16 protein-coding genes are annotated in these 17,636 nt (G+C 48.4%); 8 read left to right on the forward strand and 8 right to left on the reverse strand.

Annotated features, from left to right (window positions below; all coding sequences use genetic code 11):
• Positions 1–64 precede the first annotated feature (64 nt).
• Positions 65–2,269 carry a S9 family peptidase gene (locus HMPREF0044_RS05630; protein WP_006547160.1) on the forward strand — a complete coding sequence of 735 codons (2,205 nt, stop codon included), beginning with the start codon at positions 65–67 and terminating at the stop codon, positions 2,267–2,269.
• Positions 2,270–2,358: 89 nt separating this feature from the next.
• Here HMPREF0044_RS05630 and HMPREF0044_RS05635 read toward each other — a convergent pair whose 3' ends face one another.
• The 4 genes from HMPREF0044_RS05635 to HMPREF0044_RS05650 are packed head-to-tail and all read right to left on the reverse strand — an operon-like array spanning position 2,359 to position 5,846.
• The gene (locus HMPREF0044_RS05635; protein WP_050754367.1) at positions 2,359–2,637 is read right to left on the reverse strand and encodes a hypothetical protein; all 279 of its coding nucleotides are present in this window, start codon (positions 2,635–2,637) and stop codon (positions 2,359–2,361) included.
• Complete coding sequence (locus HMPREF0044_RS08310) at positions 2,612–2,845, reverse strand: GAF domain-containing protein (RefSeq protein WP_006547162.1); 234 nt, start codon at positions 2,843–2,845, stop codon at positions 2,612–2,614. Before HMPREF0044_RS08310 ends, HMPREF0044_RS05635 begins: the two co-directional genes overlap by 26 nt.
• Before the next feature lie 10 nt (positions 2,846–2,855).
• Positions 2,856–4,844 carry an alpha/beta fold hydrolase gene (locus tag HMPREF0044_RS05640; protein WP_006547163.1) on the reverse strand — a complete coding sequence of 663 codons (1,989 nt, stop codon included), beginning with the start codon at positions 4,842–4,844 and terminating at the stop codon, positions 2,856–2,858.
• 21 nt (positions 4,845–4,865) lie between these two features.
• Positions 4,866–5,846 (reverse strand): hypothetical protein, encoded by a 981-nt coding sequence (locus HMPREF0044_RS05650; protein ID WP_006547164.1) that lies wholly within the window; start codon positions 5,844–5,846, stop codon positions 4,866–4,868.
• Between the two features lie 251 nt (positions 5,847–6,097).
• Between HMPREF0044_RS05650 and nrdF the strand changes: the two genes are divergently transcribed.
• The 4 genes from nrdF to HMPREF0044_RS05670 all read left to right on the forward strand — a co-directional run bounded on the left by nrdF (position 6,098) and on the right by HMPREF0044_RS05670 (position 9,592).
• A complete protein-coding gene (nrdF, locus tag HMPREF0044_RS05655; protein WP_006547165.1) occupies positions 6,098–7,066 on the forward strand; it encodes a class 1b ribonucleoside-diphosphate reductase subunit beta in 969 nt (322 codons plus the stop codon).
• A gap of 88 nt (positions 7,067–7,154) precedes the next feature.
• On the forward strand, positions 7,155–8,162 hold the full coding sequence (locus tag HMPREF0044_RS05660; protein ID WP_006547166.1) for a polysaccharide biosynthesis protein: 1,008 nt from the start codon (positions 7,155–7,157) through the stop codon (positions 8,160–8,162).
• Between the two features lie 10 nt (positions 8,163–8,172).
• On the forward strand, positions 8,173–8,721 hold the full coding sequence (locus HMPREF0044_RS05665; protein ID WP_040313050.1) for a low molecular weight protein-tyrosine-phosphatase: 549 nt from the start codon (positions 8,173–8,175) through the stop codon (positions 8,719–8,721).
• 31 nt (positions 8,722–8,752) lie between these two features.
• Positions 8,753–9,592, forward strand: coding sequence for a hypothetical protein (locus tag HMPREF0044_RS05670; protein ID WP_006547168.1), 840 nt, complete (start codon positions 8,753–8,755; stop codon positions 9,590–9,592).
• A gap of 31 nt (positions 9,593–9,623) precedes the next feature.
• Here HMPREF0044_RS05670 and HMPREF0044_RS05675 read toward each other — a convergent pair whose 3' ends face one another.
• Positions 9,624–10,160, reverse strand: a complete 537-nt coding sequence (locus HMPREF0044_RS05675; RefSeq protein ID WP_006547169.1) for a phosphoribosyltransferase — start codon at positions 10,158–10,160, stop codon at positions 9,624–9,626.
• A 237-nt stretch (positions 10,161–10,397) separates the two neighbouring features.
• On the opposite strand from HMPREF0044_RS05675, the gene HMPREF0044_RS05680 reads away from it, so the two are divergent.
• Positions 10,398–13,055, forward strand: a complete 2,658-nt coding sequence (locus HMPREF0044_RS05680) for an ATP-dependent Clp protease ATP-binding subunit (protein ID WP_006547170.1) — start codon at positions 10,398–10,400, stop codon at positions 13,053–13,055.
• An 87-nt stretch (positions 13,056–13,142) separates the two neighbouring features.
• Here the strand turns inward: HMPREF0044_RS05680 and HMPREF0044_RS05685 are convergent, their stop codons facing one another.
• Positions 13,143–13,955: a serine hydrolase domain-containing protein gene (locus HMPREF0044_RS05685; RefSeq protein WP_006547171.1), complete on the reverse strand. Its 813-nt coding sequence runs from the start codon at positions 13,953–13,955 to the stop codon at positions 13,143–13,145.
• 68 nt (positions 13,956–14,023) lie between these two features.
• Positions 14,024–14,791: an exodeoxyribonuclease III gene (locus tag HMPREF0044_RS05690; RefSeq protein WP_006547172.1), complete on the reverse strand. Its 768-nt coding sequence runs from the start codon at positions 14,789–14,791 to the stop codon at positions 14,024–14,026.
• Between the two features lie 130 nt (positions 14,792–14,921).
• Here HMPREF0044_RS05690 and HMPREF0044_RS05695 point away from each other — a divergent pair, with 130 nt between their 5' ends.
• Entirely contained in the window at positions 14,922–15,683 is a 762-nt protein-coding gene (locus tag HMPREF0044_RS05695) for an SDR family NAD(P)-dependent oxidoreductase (RefSeq protein WP_006547173.1), read from the forward strand.
• Between the two features lie 208 nt (positions 15,684–15,891).
• A complete protein-coding gene (gene pyrE / locus HMPREF0044_RS05700; RefSeq protein ID WP_006547175.1) occupies positions 15,892–16,458 on the forward strand; it encodes an orotate phosphoribosyltransferase in 567 nt (188 codons plus the stop codon).
• 153 nt (positions 16,459–16,611) lie between these two features.
• On the opposite strand, the gene HMPREF0044_RS05705 is transcribed toward pyrE, so the two are convergent.
• Positions 16,612–17,445, reverse strand: a complete 834-nt coding sequence (locus tag HMPREF0044_RS05705; protein ID WP_006547176.1) for an HAD-IIA family hydrolase — start codon at positions 17,443–17,445, stop codon at positions 16,612–16,614.
• Positions 17,446–17,636: the final 191 nt, after the last annotated feature.

Below are 17,636 nucleotides of genomic sequence, written 5' to 3' on the forward strand. Positions count from 1 at the left end.
AAGCACGTACCCACCACTGATATTCTTAAACATAAAGGTACGTGCTCAAGGAAACTGAGGAAAAGTGGAAATCAAAAGCACCAAAATCGGACCCATCGCAGAACAAGGACAACACCTGCGCACCCACCACGGAATCACCGAAAATGACCCCTGGTACTGGCTAGACACAAAACACGGAGACCCCAACCACGCAACCGTACAAGAACTAGTCGCCCTCGAAAATAAATGGGCAGAAGAAAAAATTGCCCACACCCACCCAATTCGCGAAAAAATCGTCGCCGAAATTCGCGCACTCACAAAAGAAACCGACGTTAGCGCACCCGTAAAACACGGAAACTACTGGTACTTCACCCGCACCTTCGAAGGCATCGACTACCCACGCCTATGCCGCGTAAAAAGCAATGACGTACCCACAGTCAATGCGGAAACCACCCACGAAAATGAAGAAATCATTCTGGACCAAGCTAAGTGTGCAGAAGGCCAAGAATTCTACTCAGTTGCCAACCAGGTAATCGACGTCGAAGGAAACCGTTTCATCTGGGGTGAAGACACTACCGGTGGGGAACTCTACGACCTGCGTGTAATGGAATTCGCAACCGGAGAAATCATTGATGACGCTGTTAAACAAGTGGGATACTCCCTGGCAGTAGTCGGAGAAGACCTCTACTACACCCGCGTAGACGACGTCTGGCGTGCACACCAAATCTGGGTACACCGCATCGGCACCGATGCCGCGGAAGATGAACTGGTATTTGAAGAACCAGACGAAAAATTCGAAATCTACGTTTCCAAGTCCCGCGACAACCAGTGGGTAATCATTGGCTCATACGCGACTCTGAGTACTCGCATATGGCTATTTCCAGCAGATGGTAAGCGTCGTGCGCCACGCCAACTTACCACTCCTAAAGAAGGACTGCGCTATTCCGTAGAACCCGCCGGAAACCACCTGCTCATTAACCATAACCTGGTCAGCGAAGATGAAACCCTAGCAATAGTTCCAACTCCTTCCATCGAACAATTCGAAGGTACGTCCTTAGAACAACCCCTATGCCCAGAAGAAACTTGGGTAGAGAACTGGACGTTAGTTGAAGGCGAACGCCTGCTGGAAGTCTACGCATTTGAAAAATTTGCAGCCTTCGCTATGCGCGCTAACGGGCAGACCGCAATCCGCATCTGGGTACGTTCTCAGGCATATCAAGGCGAAGACGTACCTTTGGATGAAACTGCTGTGAAATCCCTCTACAACGAAAGTTTCTCAATCGAATGGCCACAAGCTGTGCGCGTCATTGAGCCAGCTTCAAACCCAGAGTGGGACACAAATAGCTTCCGCTTCACAGTACAGTCTTTCGCGCAACCACCTATTACCGCAGAGTACGTGCTCACTTCGGATTCTTCCGAGGGCGGTCAAATCAATGTAATCAAAGAACTACAAGTACCAGGATTCGACCCCACACAGTACGAAACCCGCCTGGAATGGGTAGAAGCACGCGACGGCGTGAAAGTACCGGTATCCATGGTTTACCGTAAAGACCTGTGCGCAGACAGGACAAACCCAGGGTTAATTTATGGCTACGGATCCTACGAAGCCAGCATGGATCCATGGTTCTCCATTAACCGAATCACTCTTCTGAACCGTGGGCTAGTCTACGCCATGGCGCATATTCGCGGTGGTGGGGAACTGGGACGAAACTGGTATGAACAGGGTAAGTTCGCGGTAAAAACCAACACTTTCAACGACTTTGTAGACGTTTCACGTTGGCTAGTAGACAGCGGTTGGGTAGCTTCCGGACGCCTTGCAGCACAAGGTGGCTCCGCAGGTGGACTGCTCATGGGAGGGATCGCTAACCAAGCGCCAGAACTCTACCGGGTTGTAGACGCGCACGTACCATTCGTAGATGCCCTAACTACCATCCTGGATCCATCAAAACCACTCACAACAGGAGAATGGGATGAATGGGGAAACCCCCTAGAAGATCCAGAAATCTACCAGGTAATGCGAGCATACACCCCGTATGAAAATGTTAAAGCAACCACATACCCAACGATGATTGCACAAACCAGCCTCAACGATATTCGCGTCTCCTACGTAGAACCACTCAAATGGGTACAGCGCCTACGTGACGTTTCAGAAGTTACAGACGCCAACCCAGTTATCTGTTTAATCGAAGAAGTAGCCGGTCACGGCGGTGGCTCTGGACGCTCAAAGAAGTGGGATGAATTCGCGCGATCAACCGCATTCATCCTAGACCAGTTAGGCATTCAAGAATAAGTACTTGCTTAATGTAACTGTGGGTACGTGGTTGCTGAAATCAGCAACCACGTACCCACAGTTAGTTTTTATTGAACGGCCTCGGAAAACTAATCCTCTGAGGACGCACCCAACAAAATTTCATCCGGCAAAGCATACAAAGCACCCGCTTTTAAAGCAGCAATAGCAACCGCCTGGCGCGTGTGTGCAAAACGTACCCCCGCGCGGCGGCGAGCCTCCCCACGGCCAAAAACAAATTTCTCAAACAAAACAGTTCCCACCAAAGAAACTGCCCCAATGCCTAACGCAAAGGCAGCTAAAGGAAGCTTCGCAACCTGAGCATCCTCGCCTTCTGACTCATCCTCAAAAGACGGGATAACCGGCTCCATTAATATGCAAATCATTCGCAGTCACAACACCTAAAAGCGCTGACTTACCCCAAAAACGCAAGGCACGTGAACGATAAAAATCAGGCAACGCGTACCAAGTGCAAACCACCCCAGCGTCAGTTAAAACATAAGCGACCTTTGGGTTCTCAACGCTCCAATCATGAACACGTACCGCAACGTCAGAAAGACCATTCCAAAAACTCTTCAATGCACTAAACTCATTCCGTAGCTAAAAACTCTAAACGCTCAAAAATCTTCGCGCCGTCCATACGCAAACCATCATGCTGATACTCATTCGTAACCCAAGTACGAATATTAGCCAAAGCACCAGTTTCTAAAGAAAGCTCAGTCGGAACAAACATATCTTCAAAATATACTGCCGCCGCCCCCGGAACCTCATTCGAAGCCAAAACTGACTTATCGTACAGAGGCGTCCAATCCGTGTCCATAGCCAAAATCTCAGCTATTTCCTTAAGAGGGCGCAACGCATAATCTTCCTCAAACAGCCAAGGATAAATATGCTCACCTGTTAAATAAATCGGAGTCGACAAATCACGTGGCTCAGGTGACGAGGCGAACCCCGCAGGGATCTCAGACCCAACCTTGTCCAACAGCCGCCACGCACCCCAAGCAGTTGGAATACCCTTAAGAGACTCCAAAACACCCGCATAAATAGTTTCATGCATGAGAGCGTACAACGGAGAATCTCCCATTGAAACCTGGCGATAAACATTGTCCAAAAACTGCTTATTTAAGCGTTTCTGGCCATTAATAGTGCTGAAAGCGCCCTCAAATAAGTAATGAAGCTGGTCGAAGCCTGAGTCCCCACCCAGCATCATGCCTAACATACGTAAACGGCCAACTGACAGGCGCTCACCATTAGGCAAAAACTCCTCATGCGTGGAAAGATACTGCACAAGGTCACGTAACACAGGTTCATCCTGCTTAAAACGGTTAAAGTAAACCTCATTACGCTTAGCCGTAGCAAGGTATGTCCTCGTGTAAATCTCATCAATGCTAGTTAAACCAGGCAAACCACCAGTGTAGTAAACCGCATTCAAAGCCTGCGGAGCCAAAGACAAGTACGTGGTGTTAATGAAACCACCATAAGACTGGCCAAGGCTAGACCACTTATTACCGCCATTCAAACGCTCGCGGACAATCTCAGCATCACGAACAATCGAATCAGCTCGGAAATGCTTCAGATATGCAGCCGCCTGAACTGGAGAACCAAAAGCTGACAACGTACCTTCGTCTAAACGCGTTGACAAGCCAGTACCACGCTGATCCAGAATAAACACACGGTACTTCTTCAATGCCTGACCAACCCAGCCACCACGATAATCACCTGGACGAACTCCTCGACCACCAGGTCCACCCTGCATGAAAACTAACGCAGGCTTCGTTAAATCAGGTAACTCACCATCATTAACTTCCCGGACGAATAAGCTAATCTGCTGACCACGTGGATTCGCATGATCTAAAGGAACGTTAATATGATGATCAACCACATTCATTCCATGTATGCGGTAAGCAGTGTGGGACTCAGTAGTGTCCGCTAAATCTGGGTAAAGCAACGACGTACCTTTCTGCGTTGAAACTGGCTCGGCAATAGAAGCAGACTCAATAGTGAATGAAAATAAATCCCATTCAGGAATCTCCGCGTGTAGTGCACCTTCATTAGTAATAGGAGCCGAAGTAGCCGGAATATCAGCTGCTGGAACCTGGATGTCTTCACGTAAATTAGCTGACAAACCAGGACCTTCATCGGGGGAGTAGCCATCGCGGAACGCGGTAGCTGCAGCACGTGCCTTTTCGTCGACAAACTCGTTCATATCATGCCCAGAGTGACCACGTACCCACTCGAAAGTAACTTTACGCCCTTGCATCAAAGCATCAATTTCCTGAATTAACTCAACATTCAAAACAGGAGATCCATCAGCCTTCTTCCAGTCCTTACGCTTCCAACCATGAATCCACTTCGTCATGGAATCAATAACGTACCTTGAATCAGCCAAAATATGCAGAGGCTCATCCAAATGAGCGGTAGACTTCAATAAATCTAAAACAGCGTACAGTTCGCCAATATTATTCGTACCATGCTTGAACCCGCCGGCACGCCAAGTAGACTCATCAATCGCCCACGCCCAACCAGTTGGACCAGGATTCTTCAACGCAGAACCATCTGCAGCAGCAATAATCGTCATGCACTCATCATGGCACAAACTTCAGTAAGGCTTCACAATGCCGGGCGGGAAAAATGATTTCAAGACATTAAATTTAACTCCCTCGGAAATATCCTCCCAAGTGAAACGCACAATCTTACGAAAAATCTTCAAAAGCGAAGCCTCACGACGTGCCTGCGCTTCTAAAACCAGCTTCGCGTCAGCCTTCGCATACTTAATCTGCCCATCAACCTCAGCGAAAATCCCATACTTTAACCAAGCTGCATCAACAAAAAACACCTGACCATCGACCATTACAAACTTTTGCTGCTCAGGCTGTGGAAACCCCTGCAAGAATAACTGTGCCTTAAACCTGCTTTCCGCTACAGATTCACTCCACGGGGTAACGAAATCTAAACGTTTTAGGATGCGCTTATTCGCATATGGGTAATCGCCTCGGGTAATGATGGCTCGTAAACGATGCTTAATCTTCGCGCACGCTTGGTCAGCAACGCTACGTTTCCTGCGGTCTGGCTGACAAAGCATACGCATTAGCGAGTCCGCACCTACAAACGCGCGCTCCGCATCCTCAAGCGCTAAATATTCAAGAATCAGGTATTCAGGAGTCAGTGTTGGAATATTTTGAACCCTGGTAAATGCCTCTTTCGGGAGGAAATTTCGGCGGTGGCGGAACACCGTGGTCACCGGGAGATTACGAATAAAACGCCCGATATGAGTTTTTCGGCGCTGGTGGGGAGCTTTGAAAGCGAGTTGAATATTTACATCCTCGTGTAGAACTGCAGTTTCGTATAAGCAACTTGCGCTTTCTAACGTTGCATAGGTTTCAGAACCAGAGTTCCCAATGGTTTCATTTAGTCGGGTTCGGTGGATTAATTTATTGCGTTCCCAGATGAGGGTAGGGATGAAAAGAATACACCAGTGACGTGAGACGATGCGGGGAGCAGTGGGTGGGTTTGGAATAAACTGCAGTAGTTTTTCATAAGCCAAATGGGCTTGGTTTATTAGCGAATATGCATTAATCATGCCCCTATTAAGCGGGTTTTTTTGAGGGCGGAAAAGAGGTAGGTAGTGTTTTCTGTGGAAATCTTCTGGTGTTAGAATGCCCTGTGTACACGAGCTGTTCGCTGCAGTGGGTACGTGGTTAGGTTTGAGTAGACTCGCCGAGCGGTGAAGGATGGTGAACCTCTTCTCAAGAGAAGGTTAAATCTATGCTTAAATAAGGAGCTCGCATATACTGGATTTTAAGAATTAACTTTTATACAGGAGCAGAGTAAATGTTAGACCGCGGAAAGCACGTATTCGAGGCCATTAACTGGAACAAGCTCGAAGATGATAAAGACTTGGAAGTATGGGATCGTCTTACCGGTAACTTCTGGCTTCCTGAAAAAATTCCTTTGTCAAACGACATTCCATCCTGGAACACTCTGCGTCCAGAAGAGCAGGATATGACCAACAAGGTCTTCACTAACCTGACTCTTTTGGATACGCTGCAGGGCACGGTTGGTGCGATTTCTTTGATTTCTGACGCACGTACGCCACACGAAGAAGCTGTGCTAACAAATATCGCATTCATGGAATCTGTGCATGCACGATCTTACTCTTCAATCTTCTCTACCCTTCTATCAACCCAGGAAATTAATGAAGTTTTCCGCTGGTCAGAAGAGAACGAGCAAGTTCAACGAAAAGCCGAAATTGTAAATTCATACTATGTAGCTGATGACCCGTTGAAGAAGAAGGTTGCTTCCACCATGCTGGAATCCTTCCTCTTCTACTCTGGTTTCTACGCTCCAATGTACTGGTCATCTCACGCGAAGCTCACCAACACCGCAGACCTGATTCGTCTGATTATCCGAGACGAAGCAGTTCACGGCTACTACATTGGTTACAAGTACCAGCTGGGTGTACGTGAATCTAGCGAAGCACGCCAGCAAGAGCTTAAAGATTACACCTTCGACTTACTCTACGAACTGTACGACAATGAAGAGCAGTTCACTGAAGACCTCTATGATCCACTGGGTCTGACTGAAGACGTTAAGAAGTTCCTGCGTTACAACGCAAATAAGGCGTTGATGAACCTAGGTTATGAAGCGCTCTTCCCAGCTGAATCTTGTGATGTGAACCCTGCGATCTTGGCGTCTTTGTCACCTAATGCTGATGAGAACCATGACTTCTTCTCTGGTTCTGGATCCTCTTACGTGATTGGTGATATTGAGGATACTCAGGACGAAGACTGGGATTTCTAAGCTAACTAAGAGTTAAACGGCTGGCTGCTCTAAAGCGTCAGCCGTTTAACTTTTCTGTATTCATTAAGGGTACGTGTTTAAGGTAATTATGAACATTGCGGCTGGGTACGTTAATCGTCGAGTGTTAATCACCGGGGCGGGTGGCAGTATTGGTTCCGAACTAGCGTGCTTGCTGTATGCTGCGGGAAACCGAGATTTAGTGCTACTAGACCGTGATGGGAGTCATCTGCATCAGCTTGAACTTCGCATGATGGGTACCGGTTTGCTGCAGAATCCCCAGTTTGTGTTGGCGGATATTCGCGATTCAGATACTTTAATGGAAATATTCCGCAACTATCAGCCGGAAATCGTAGTGCATGCAGCGGCGCTTAAACACGTACCTCTGTTAGAAAGATTTCCGGAAGAAGCGTGGAAAACTAACGTTTTAGGTACGTTGTCGGTTTTACGGGCAGCTAACGTAGTTGGGGTTACAGAGTTCATTAATATTTCTACTGATAAAGCTGCTGAGGCTACTACGGTTTTGGGAAAAAGTAAGGCATTGGCTGAGCAGCTTACTTTGGCATTCGCGGAAGGCGAAACTGTTTCATACAACCAGGTATGTGCTTGTTTAGAAAATTCCCGAGGGCGGTTCTCGCAACTAATCGAATCGGAAAGCGATGTGCCGGTTAAGCGTAGGTACGTTAACGTGCGTTTTGGTAACGTGGTGGGCTCACGAGGTTCAGTAAGTGAGACTTTTAAATACCAGATTCAGCATGGGCTGCCGGTAACTGTTACGACTGAGGATTCCTACCGGTTCTTAATGTCAGTAGCAGAAGCATGTGAACTAATTTTAGCTTCACTGGAACAGGCAAATAATGCGGAAACTGTTGTTTTAAAAATGGGGCAGCAGGTAAGAATCACGGACTTTGCGCGAGAAATAATGAGTTCTGAGAATAAGCACGTACCTATTGAAATTGTTGGAAATCGGGTTGGAGATAAGCTGCGAGAAACACTCTTAGACACGGGTGATTCCTTAACGCGTGAAACTCAAACTTGCTGGTTTGTGATATCTCAACGACGCAAACTCGATGAGTTAACTTCTGAAGCTATTAAGTGAGGGAAAGACAATGAGTGTAAAAGTACTGATGGTGTGTACAGGCAATATTTGCCGATCTGTAATGGCAGAAGTTGTATTACAAGAACACCTTCGTAAAGCGGGCGTTGACGCAGTCGTAGATTCGTGTGGTATTTCAGATGAAGAACATGGCAATCCGATAGATTATCGCGCACAACGGACACTAAAAGGCGCTGGATACGTGCTGCCAAACCATGCTGCACGCCAAATAAATAGCAGAGATTTAGAAGAAAATGACTTAATCTTGGCAATGACGTACCGTCATTTTGAAGCTGTGGAACGGTTAGTGAATCGGAAGCAAACAAACTTTAATCTTAGTGAAGACGTACCTCGCTTAATGATGTTCCGAGCTTTCGACCCACAGGGAATCAACGGCGAGATTGAGGGAGCGCCCTCGGGAACGAAAAATGCGCCAACTAAAGTAAAAGACGTACCTGATCCCTGGTATGGGACTCAAGCAGATTTTGAAGAAACCCTAGCCACCATCGAACGTTGTATTCCCGCGCTACTAGCTGAAATACAACGCCGAGAAACCAAATAACCAAACTTTAAGGAAATCTACCCAGAGAAACATGAGCACTCGGCTAAAAGAAACCCTAATAGTAATTCTGCTAGCAGCAGTTGGATTCGTCGGAATCTACACGCTGCTCGCCAGTGCCTCTGCACAAAAAGAACCTGCCACCATAGCTAAACCCAATGGGCCTGGCCCGCAGCGCCCAATCTTGGACTTAAGCGGATTCAATCCAGGAAATCTTATCTCTGATGCAGAATTCTTCAACGCCGATGCCATGTCAGAAGAACAAGTACGTACCTTCATAAAAGACTGGAATGATGGATGCGAATCAGATAAGGAAAAAGCGCCTTGCCTGAGTGAATATCGCGAGCACGTACCCTTTCGTCAAGCAACCAGATTCTGCCCGTACGATATGCCAGGGGGAGATTTGGACGCAGCTGGAATCATTAGCCAAGCAGCCTATGCTTGCCAGATTAGCCCGCAGGTTCTGTTAGTTACCTTGCAGAAAGAACAAGGGCTAATAAGCGCCTCTGGTTCACAGTTAAAAGAAGAAAGATACTCGATTGCCTTAGGGTACGGTTGCCCGGATGGGGAAGCCTGTGATCAACAGTTTTTCGGCTTTGCAAACCAAATATATGGAGCGGCCCAGCAATTTCAACGCTACCGTGTTGAACCATGGAAATACCAAGTAAAAGCTGGTCAAAATAATGCAATCCAATTTCACGTAAACCCTGAGTGCGGTAGTAAAACCATCTACATTGAGAACCAAGCTACAGCGGGACTATACAATTACACGCCCTATCAACCAACTGCTGACACGTTAGCTGGGCATAGAACTCAATGCTCCACTTGGGGAAATATGAATTTCTATGGGCTCTATCAGGCGTGGTTTAAATAGGGCGTGTAGTTAAAACCGCTAATTTTGTGGATTATTCAGCTTTAATAACTGGCTGAGAAGACCAAGGGAAATTAATCCACAGGTCAGTTTCTTTCCACGTGAAGTCAGGGTCGATAACTGACTGTGGCTTCTTATAGATAACCGCGCATTTTGCATCGACTTTAACGGAAGCTCCACCATCTAGAGAAAGACCCTTTTCGGCAATAAGTTCCATTACCATTTTTAGGGTTTTGCCGGAATCAGCTACGTCATCTACGACCAGGACTTTTTTGCCTTCTAAAGCGCTGACATCCATAAGTGGTGGAAGTAGTACAGGTTCTGGCAGGGTTTCGTGGACGTCAGTGTAGAACTCTACATTCATAGTGCCGATAGCTTTAACGCCCATAGCGTATGAGATTGCGCCAGCTGGTAGTAGACCGCCCCGGGCGATTGCAACGATAAGATCTGGAACCCAACCGGTGTTTACGATTTCTTGAGTTACGTCGCGCATTGCTTGACCGAAGGTTGGCCAGTCAAGATTTTCGCGGATTGGGGCTTTATCTGAAGTTGCGCCATCGTCGAATGCCATGGTTTTCCTCTGGGTACTTGTTTGAGTGTTTTCCTTATAATACCGCGCTTTAGGTGGGTTATAAAAGTTCCGAGGGCGGTGGGTACGTGTTCGCAGATTTTCGACGAGACACAAAAACTTGAGCGTAGTAGACTTAACTTAGAAAGTTGAGTCAATCCCACTCAAGGTTGCTGAAGTTGAAAACAAACCAAACCAAGTTTTCAACAAACACGTACCTACAAGTGAAAAGAGAAAAACATGAGCTACAAATTTACGACCAGAGTCCAAGAAGCAATAACCAACGCCATAAACCAAGCGAACGCAGCAGCAAACCCAAACGTTGAACCACTCCACATCCTCAACGCGCTACTTGAAGACCAAGAAGGCATTGCTGTAAGCCTACTCAAGGCCAGCGGGGCAGACCTCAAACTCATCGGAAGCCAAACACGTACCGCCCTCGTGAAACTCCCCGCGCTAAACGGAACGAATCCCGCAAACGCAAAAACCGGGCGAAGCATCCTAAACCTGCTAAACGAAGCCGAACAACAAACACAAAAACACGGCGACGACTACATCTCCACTGAACACGTACTCATCGCCCTCGCCAACCCGCAAGTCTGCGCAGAAACCGCGCGAATCCTAGAAACCGGGCACGCAACCCAAGAAAAAATCGAAACCATTCTCCCCCAAATAAGGAAACAACCAGTGACCACCCAAGACCCAGAAGGCACCTTCGAATCCCTCAAAAAATACGGCAGAGACCTAACCGAAGCTGCACAAAACGGAAAACTAGATCCAGTAATCGGGCGCGATGATGAAATTCGCCGCGTCATTCAAGTGCTATCCCGACGCACCAAAAACAACCCTGTACTAATCGGCGAACCCGGAGTTGGCAAAACCGCAGTCGTAGAAGGATTAGCACAACGAATCGTAGCTAAAGACGTACCCTCCTCACTAGCTGGAAAACGCCTAATCTCCCTCGATCTGGCCTCCATGGTTGCAGGCGCCAAATACCGTGGCGAATTTGAAGAACGCCTGAAAGCAGTCCTCGCTGAAATCACCGCAGCCGACGGGGAAATCATCACCTTCATCGACGAACTACACACCGTAGTTGGTGCCGGCGGTGGTTCCGAAGGCGCAATGGACGCAGGAAATATGCTGAAGCCAATGCTCGCACGCGGTGAACTACGTCTGGTAGGTGCCACTACACTAGATGAATACCGAGAAAACATTGAAAAAGACCCTGCGCTCGAACGCCGTTTCCAACAGGTATTCGTAGGAGAACCAAGCGTAGAAGACACAGTAGCCATCCTGCGTGGAATCGCACCAAAATACGAAGCACACCACAAGGTGACAATCTCAGACGGCGCGCTGGTAGCAGCCGCACAACTGTCAGACCGATACATTACCGGGCGAAAACTCCCCGACAAAGCAATCGACCTTATCGACGAAGCCGCATCCCGCCTACGCATGGAACTAGACTCGTCACCCGTTGAAATCGATACGCTACAACGCCAGGTCGACCGACTAAAAATGGAAGAATCCTACCTACAAGACAGCGCTTCAACCGAAGCAAGTACCCTAGAACAGCTTGAAAAAGTCAAACAAGAACTGGCCGAGAAGAGTGAAAAACTTAAGGTACTTGCTTTGAAATGGGAAGCAGAAAAACAAGAACGAAACCTGGTCGGCGACCTGCGCGTTAAGCTAGACGAGCTACAAACACAACTGGAACTAGCAGTGAGAGCAGGCAAATGGGAAGAAGCAGGGCGCCTACAAAACGGTGAAATTCCCGGCATTCAAATGCAAATCTCCCAGGCAGAACAAAAAGCCACTGTGACAACAGAGGAAGGTACGTCCGCAGAAAAACAGCTAGTAGCGGATAAAGTCGGCCCCCACGAAATTGCAGAGGTAATTGAATCCTGGACAGGTATTCCAACAGGGCGGATGCTCCAAGGAGAAACCCAAAAACTATTGCAAATGGAAGAAGAACTAGGTAAGCGCCTAATCGGACAAAAAGCTGCAGTCATTGCAGTCTCAGACGCGGTACGACGTGCTCGCGCAGGAGTTTCCGATCCGAATCGTCCCACAGGGTCATTCTTATTCCTCGGACCAACCGGTGTTGGTAAAACGGAACTAGCTAAATCCCTAGCTGACTTCCTCTTTGACGACGAACGCGCAATCGTGCGGATTGACATGTCAGAGTACTCGGAAAAGCACGCGGTAGCCCGATTAGTTGGGGCTCCTCCAGGTTACGTGGGATATGAAGAAGGCGGCCAGTTAACTGAAGCAGTTCGGCGACGCCCATACTCAGTAGTCCTCTTAGACGAGGTTGAAAAAGCTCATCCGGAAGTCTTTAACATCTTGCTTCAAGTGCTGGACGACGGACGCCTCACTGACGGGCAGGGGCGTGTTGTAGACTTCCGAAATGCAATCATTGTGCTGACTTCAAACTTGGGATCACAGTTCCTAACTCAAGGTACGTCCTTAAGCGAAAACCCTGAGAATACAAGTGAAACTACTATCAGCAGCGAGCAACAAGAAGCTGTCATGCAAGTGGTACGTAGCGTTTTCAAACCAGAATTCCTAAACCGCTTGGACGAAATCATAACCTTCCAGCCACTGCAAAAACACGAGCTGGCACAAATCGTAGACCTGCAGATCCGCGAGTTCGCCAACCGTTTAGCAGTGCGCAGGATTCGCCTAAATATTTCCGAGGGCGCTAAACAATGGCTAACCGAAAACGGCTACGACCCAGCTTACGGAGCTCGCCCGCTACGCAGGTTAGTTCAACGAGAAGTCGGAGATAAACTAGCAAAACTCATCCTCAGTGGAGAAGTCACCGACGGAACCACGGTGGAAATCCGCCAGACCAATAATGAGCTCCAGCTCATTGCCAGTGGCACAACTGAAAAATAAAAACCTAATAGAAAATAACACTTTGGGGGGTGTGGGTACGTGCATAATCTAAGCACGTACCCACACCCCCCAAAAAAAGCACATAAACTAGCTGAAACTACTAATCATCCAATCATTCAACGGACGCCAGTTAGCCTTATGCCAATCACCAGCTGGTTCCGCACCTAAAAACGCAGCCCCAAATCTACTTTCGGGAGCGACCCACAAAAACGATCCAGCCTGGCCGAAGTGGCCAAACGTAGCGCCCTCGGAAAGAGAAGGAAACCAGGTGCGTTCCTTATCCCTGCGAATCTCCATCCCCAAACCCCAAGTATTATCAGGGTAAGAGCCAAAACCAGGCGTAACCCCACGAATCCCCGGCCACTGCACGGTACGTGCTTCCACAGCCAACGCTGATGAAATCAAACGAGGATTAAGCAACTCGCGGCCAAAAGTAACCAAATCACGAACTGAACCCATGCCAGCATGTGCGCAAGAACCCTCAACGTAAGTGTCCTCTAAGAAAAGTCCACCAATCACAGCCTCATCAAGCCAATCCATGAAAGGTACGTGCATGCGCTCAGCCACCCAATCACCAGCAACCTCAATCGCATAATTCGTGTAGGTACGTTTTTGTCCAACCACAGAAACCCGCTCGGGACCGCTAAAAGAAACCCCAGAAACATGAGACAAAAGAGCTCGCAGAGAAGTCTCTTCAGCGGGAATACCAACAGCACGTACCTCATCCAACCCAATGAAGCCGCGTTCCACCGCCATCAAAATCGCCCGTGAAGCAAACAGCTTAGTGACTGAAGCAAACGGGAAAACAGCTACCAAATCTCCCGCGCTAAACCGCACCTGCGTCTCATCAAAAAACGCTACAGCAAAAGGAAAATCAGGAGTCAGTTCAGCTGGAATCATTACTTCACCACCACAACAAACAAACACGTACCTAAACGGAAAATGCGAACATGTACCTAACGGACAAACTAGTCGGCGAAATCCACAATCACTGGAACATGGTCAGAAGCGCCTTTACCCTTCCGCTCATCACGGTCAATATGCGCAGCCGTAACAGTCTCAGTCAACGCAGGAGACGCGTACACAAAGTCAATACGCATCCCCTCATTCTTAGGGAAACGTAGCTTCTGATAATCCCAGTAAGTATAGTTATCAACTCGCTCGCGGGTCACTTCAGTCATACCGATTTCAGCAAACGCGCGGAAAGCCTCACGCTCAGGCACAGACACGTGGGTAGCGCCCTCGAATGCCTTAATATCCCAAACATCATGGTCAAATGGAGCCACATTCCAGTCGCCAACTAACGCCACCTTACGGTCATGCATAGTTTCAACCATGTAATCACGCAACGCCGTCAGCCACTCAAGTTTATAAGCATAGTGGGGGTGGTCTAGTTCGCGACCGTTCGGAACATACAGGCTCCAAATTTCAACCCCACTACAGACTGCTCCCAGAGCGCGCGCTTCCACAACGCCATCATATTCAGGCTGACCTGGGAAACTTACCTGGACGTTTTCAATACCTACGCGAGAAGCAATCGCCACACCGTTCCACTGGTTTAAACCAACCATTTCTACCTGATAGCCAGCTTCTTCAAAACGTTCAAACGGGAATTGTTCTGGCTTACACTTCAACTCCTGCATAGCTAGGACGTCAACATCCCAACGCTTCAGGACTTCAATGACACGGTCGATGCGGGTACGTACTGAATTCACATTCCAAGTTACAAGTCTCATAGTCCCAAAATACCCTAAAAATACGATGACGTACCTATGAGTGTTTTCATGCTGTTTGAAGATTGCATGGATTATGCGGGGACAGGGGTGAAAACGCGCGCTTTTGAGTTTAAGCGTTTAGGCTTGAACTATGGGTACTGCATTAGTTACCGGAGCAAGCTCTGGTTTAGGTGAAGAATTTTGTTGGCAGCTAGCAGCTTCTGGACACAACCTGGTGGTAGTGGCACGTCGCGAAGACGTACTTAACCAATTGGCTGAAAAAATCCACAATTACACGGGTGTTAACGTAGAAGTTTTGGTAGCTGATTTAGGTAAAGTTAAGGACCGTGCTCGAGTTTGCACGCGTCTGACTGATGAGGAACACCCGGTTGGGTTGTTGGTTAATAATGCTGGTTACGGTAAGGACCGGACTTTCTTGGAAACCCCGGTGTCCGTTGAAAAGACCGCGTTGGATGTGATGGTTACGGCAGTGATGGAACTGTCTCATGCGGCTGCGAAAACCATGGTTTCTCGAGGGCGGGGAGCGATTTTAAACGTTTCATCTGTGGCCTCAGATACGGGTATGGGTACTTACTCAGCCCATAAAGCCTGGGTTAAAGCATTTACTGAAGGTTTGGCAATGGATTTGCGAGGCACCGGAGTAACTGCAACCGCTGTGATGCCGGGGATGGTGAATACGGCTTTCCATGACCGTTCTGGCTTTGATGCTTCCACAGTTAATTCTATTGTGTGGATTAAAGCTGAGACTGTGGTGTCGCAGGCTTTGCAGGCGGTGCGTGAAGGGCGCGTATTGGTTACTCCATCTTTGCGGTACAAGGTTTCTTCTGCGGCGACGAAGTTGGCTCCTCGTTGGCTGGTGCGTGAAGTTACTTCTCGTTTACCGCACGTTTAATTTTACACTTGGGTACGTGTTTGGGTTTTCCCTTGAAATATCAGGGAAAACCCAAACACGTACCTTTATTTTGTGGGGTGTTATTTTCCGCCCTCGGGAAAGCGGAATCCGAAATAAATATTTTGGAAAACTGTGCGAATCCGGATAGGAATATTCCAAAACACGCAAGCACGTACCTTAACGTAAAAGCCTTAGCTAAACTGGAGCTATGACTAATGATCCACGCAAAGCCCGTTTGGCTGAACTCGTAAAAGAACTAGCAGTAATCCACGAAAAAGTAACCTTGGCTTCCGGTTTGGAATCTGACTTCTATGTCGACATGCGTCGCGCCACTTTGCACCACGAAGCAGCACCACTCATTGGCCACGTAATGCTTGACTTACTGGAAGACAATGGTCTGGCGCCAGATGATTTCGACGCGGTAGGTGGTTTAACTATGGGTGCTGACCCAGTTGCTACCGCAATCTTGCATGCGGCTGCTTCTCGTGGTCTGTCCACTGACGCTTTCGTTGTTCGCAAGGCCGCTAAAGATCACGGCATGAAGCGTCAGATTGAAGGTCCTTCTGTTGAGGGTCGTCGCGTAATCGTTTTGGAAGATACTTCTACTACCGGTGGTTCTCCGCTGGAAGCTGCGGCTGCGCTGGAAGCTGCTGGCGCAATCATTGAAGCTGTAGCCGTTGTAGTTGATCGCGATACGGGCGCGAAGGAACGTATTGAGGTGGCAGGCTATAAGTACTTGTTTGCGCTGGGTTTGAGCGATATTGGTTTAGCCTGATTTTTAGCAAAAACTTTTATAACTAAAGGTACGTGCTTACGTGTTGAAATCGTAAGCATGTACCTTTTATGTTGGTTGTTAGGAATGTTCCTTCACAAAAATGTGAGCACGTACCGTTGTGCAAATACTAAGCACGTACCTTATGTTCGGAATTTAGATTAGTCCGGCGGCTTTCGCGTTTTCACGAACTACTGGCACCAGGTCGGCGATTGAGTCGTGGACTTGGTAGGCACGGTATGGGTAGCGTTGAATATCTTCAAGCTTAGTGGAACCTGTGAGCACCAGGTGAGTGCGCAGGCCGGCTTCAATACCTGCTTGGACGTCAGTGTTCATGCGGTCGCCAACCATGGCAGTGGTTTCTGAGTGTACGTCTAAACGATTCAGTGCTGCGCGGAACATGATGGAGTTTGGTTTTCCTACGAAGTATGGGGATTTCCCGGTGGCTTCGGTAATCATTGCGGCGATTGCGCCGGTAGCGGGGAGGGTGCCTTCTTGTGATGGGCCGGTAGCGTCAGGGTTGGTAGCAATGAATTTCGCGCCTTTTTCGATGAGGCGGATGGCGTGGGTGATGGCAGTGAAATCGTAGGAGCGGGTTTCGCCGAGGACTACGAATTCGGGGTCGTGTTCAGTCATGATGTACCCACATTCGTGCATGGCGGTGATTAGTCCTGCTTCGCCGACTACGAATGCGGTTGAGTTAGGGGACTGTTGGGAGAGGAATGTTGCGGTTGCTAGCGCGGAGGTCCAGATGTTTTCTTCGGGGACGGTTAGCCCGGAGTTTTCTAGGCGGGCTGAGAGGTCGCGGGCGGTGAAGATTGAGTTATTGGTGAGTACTAGGTAAGGGAGGTTTAGTTCACGGAGGGTGTCTAGGAATTCTTGGGCTCCGGGGATTGGGTGCTGTTCGTGGACGAGTACGCCGTCCATGTCAGTTAGCCAGGAGGTTACTGGGGGGAGCTCGTCTAGGGAACGAATTTTAGGGATGCTCATTTTTTCCTTTCAAAGCCGGTTTTGCCAGGGTGGTTTCCCGAGGGCGGTTTTCAAGACTTTCTATTTTCATCCTAACGTACGCGTTTGTAGATGGCAGAGGTTCGTGAGCTTTCTGCGTTCTGTGGGAACACGCGCTTTAGATAGGGGAAGTGCCGCTCTTTTGTGCATTTTCGCGGGTAATGCATAAAGGT

The organism is Gleimia coleocanis DSM 15436 (assembly GCF_000159015.1).
GTDB lineage: Bacteria > Actinomycetota > Actinomycetes > Actinomycetales > Actinomycetaceae > Gleimia > Gleimia coleocanis.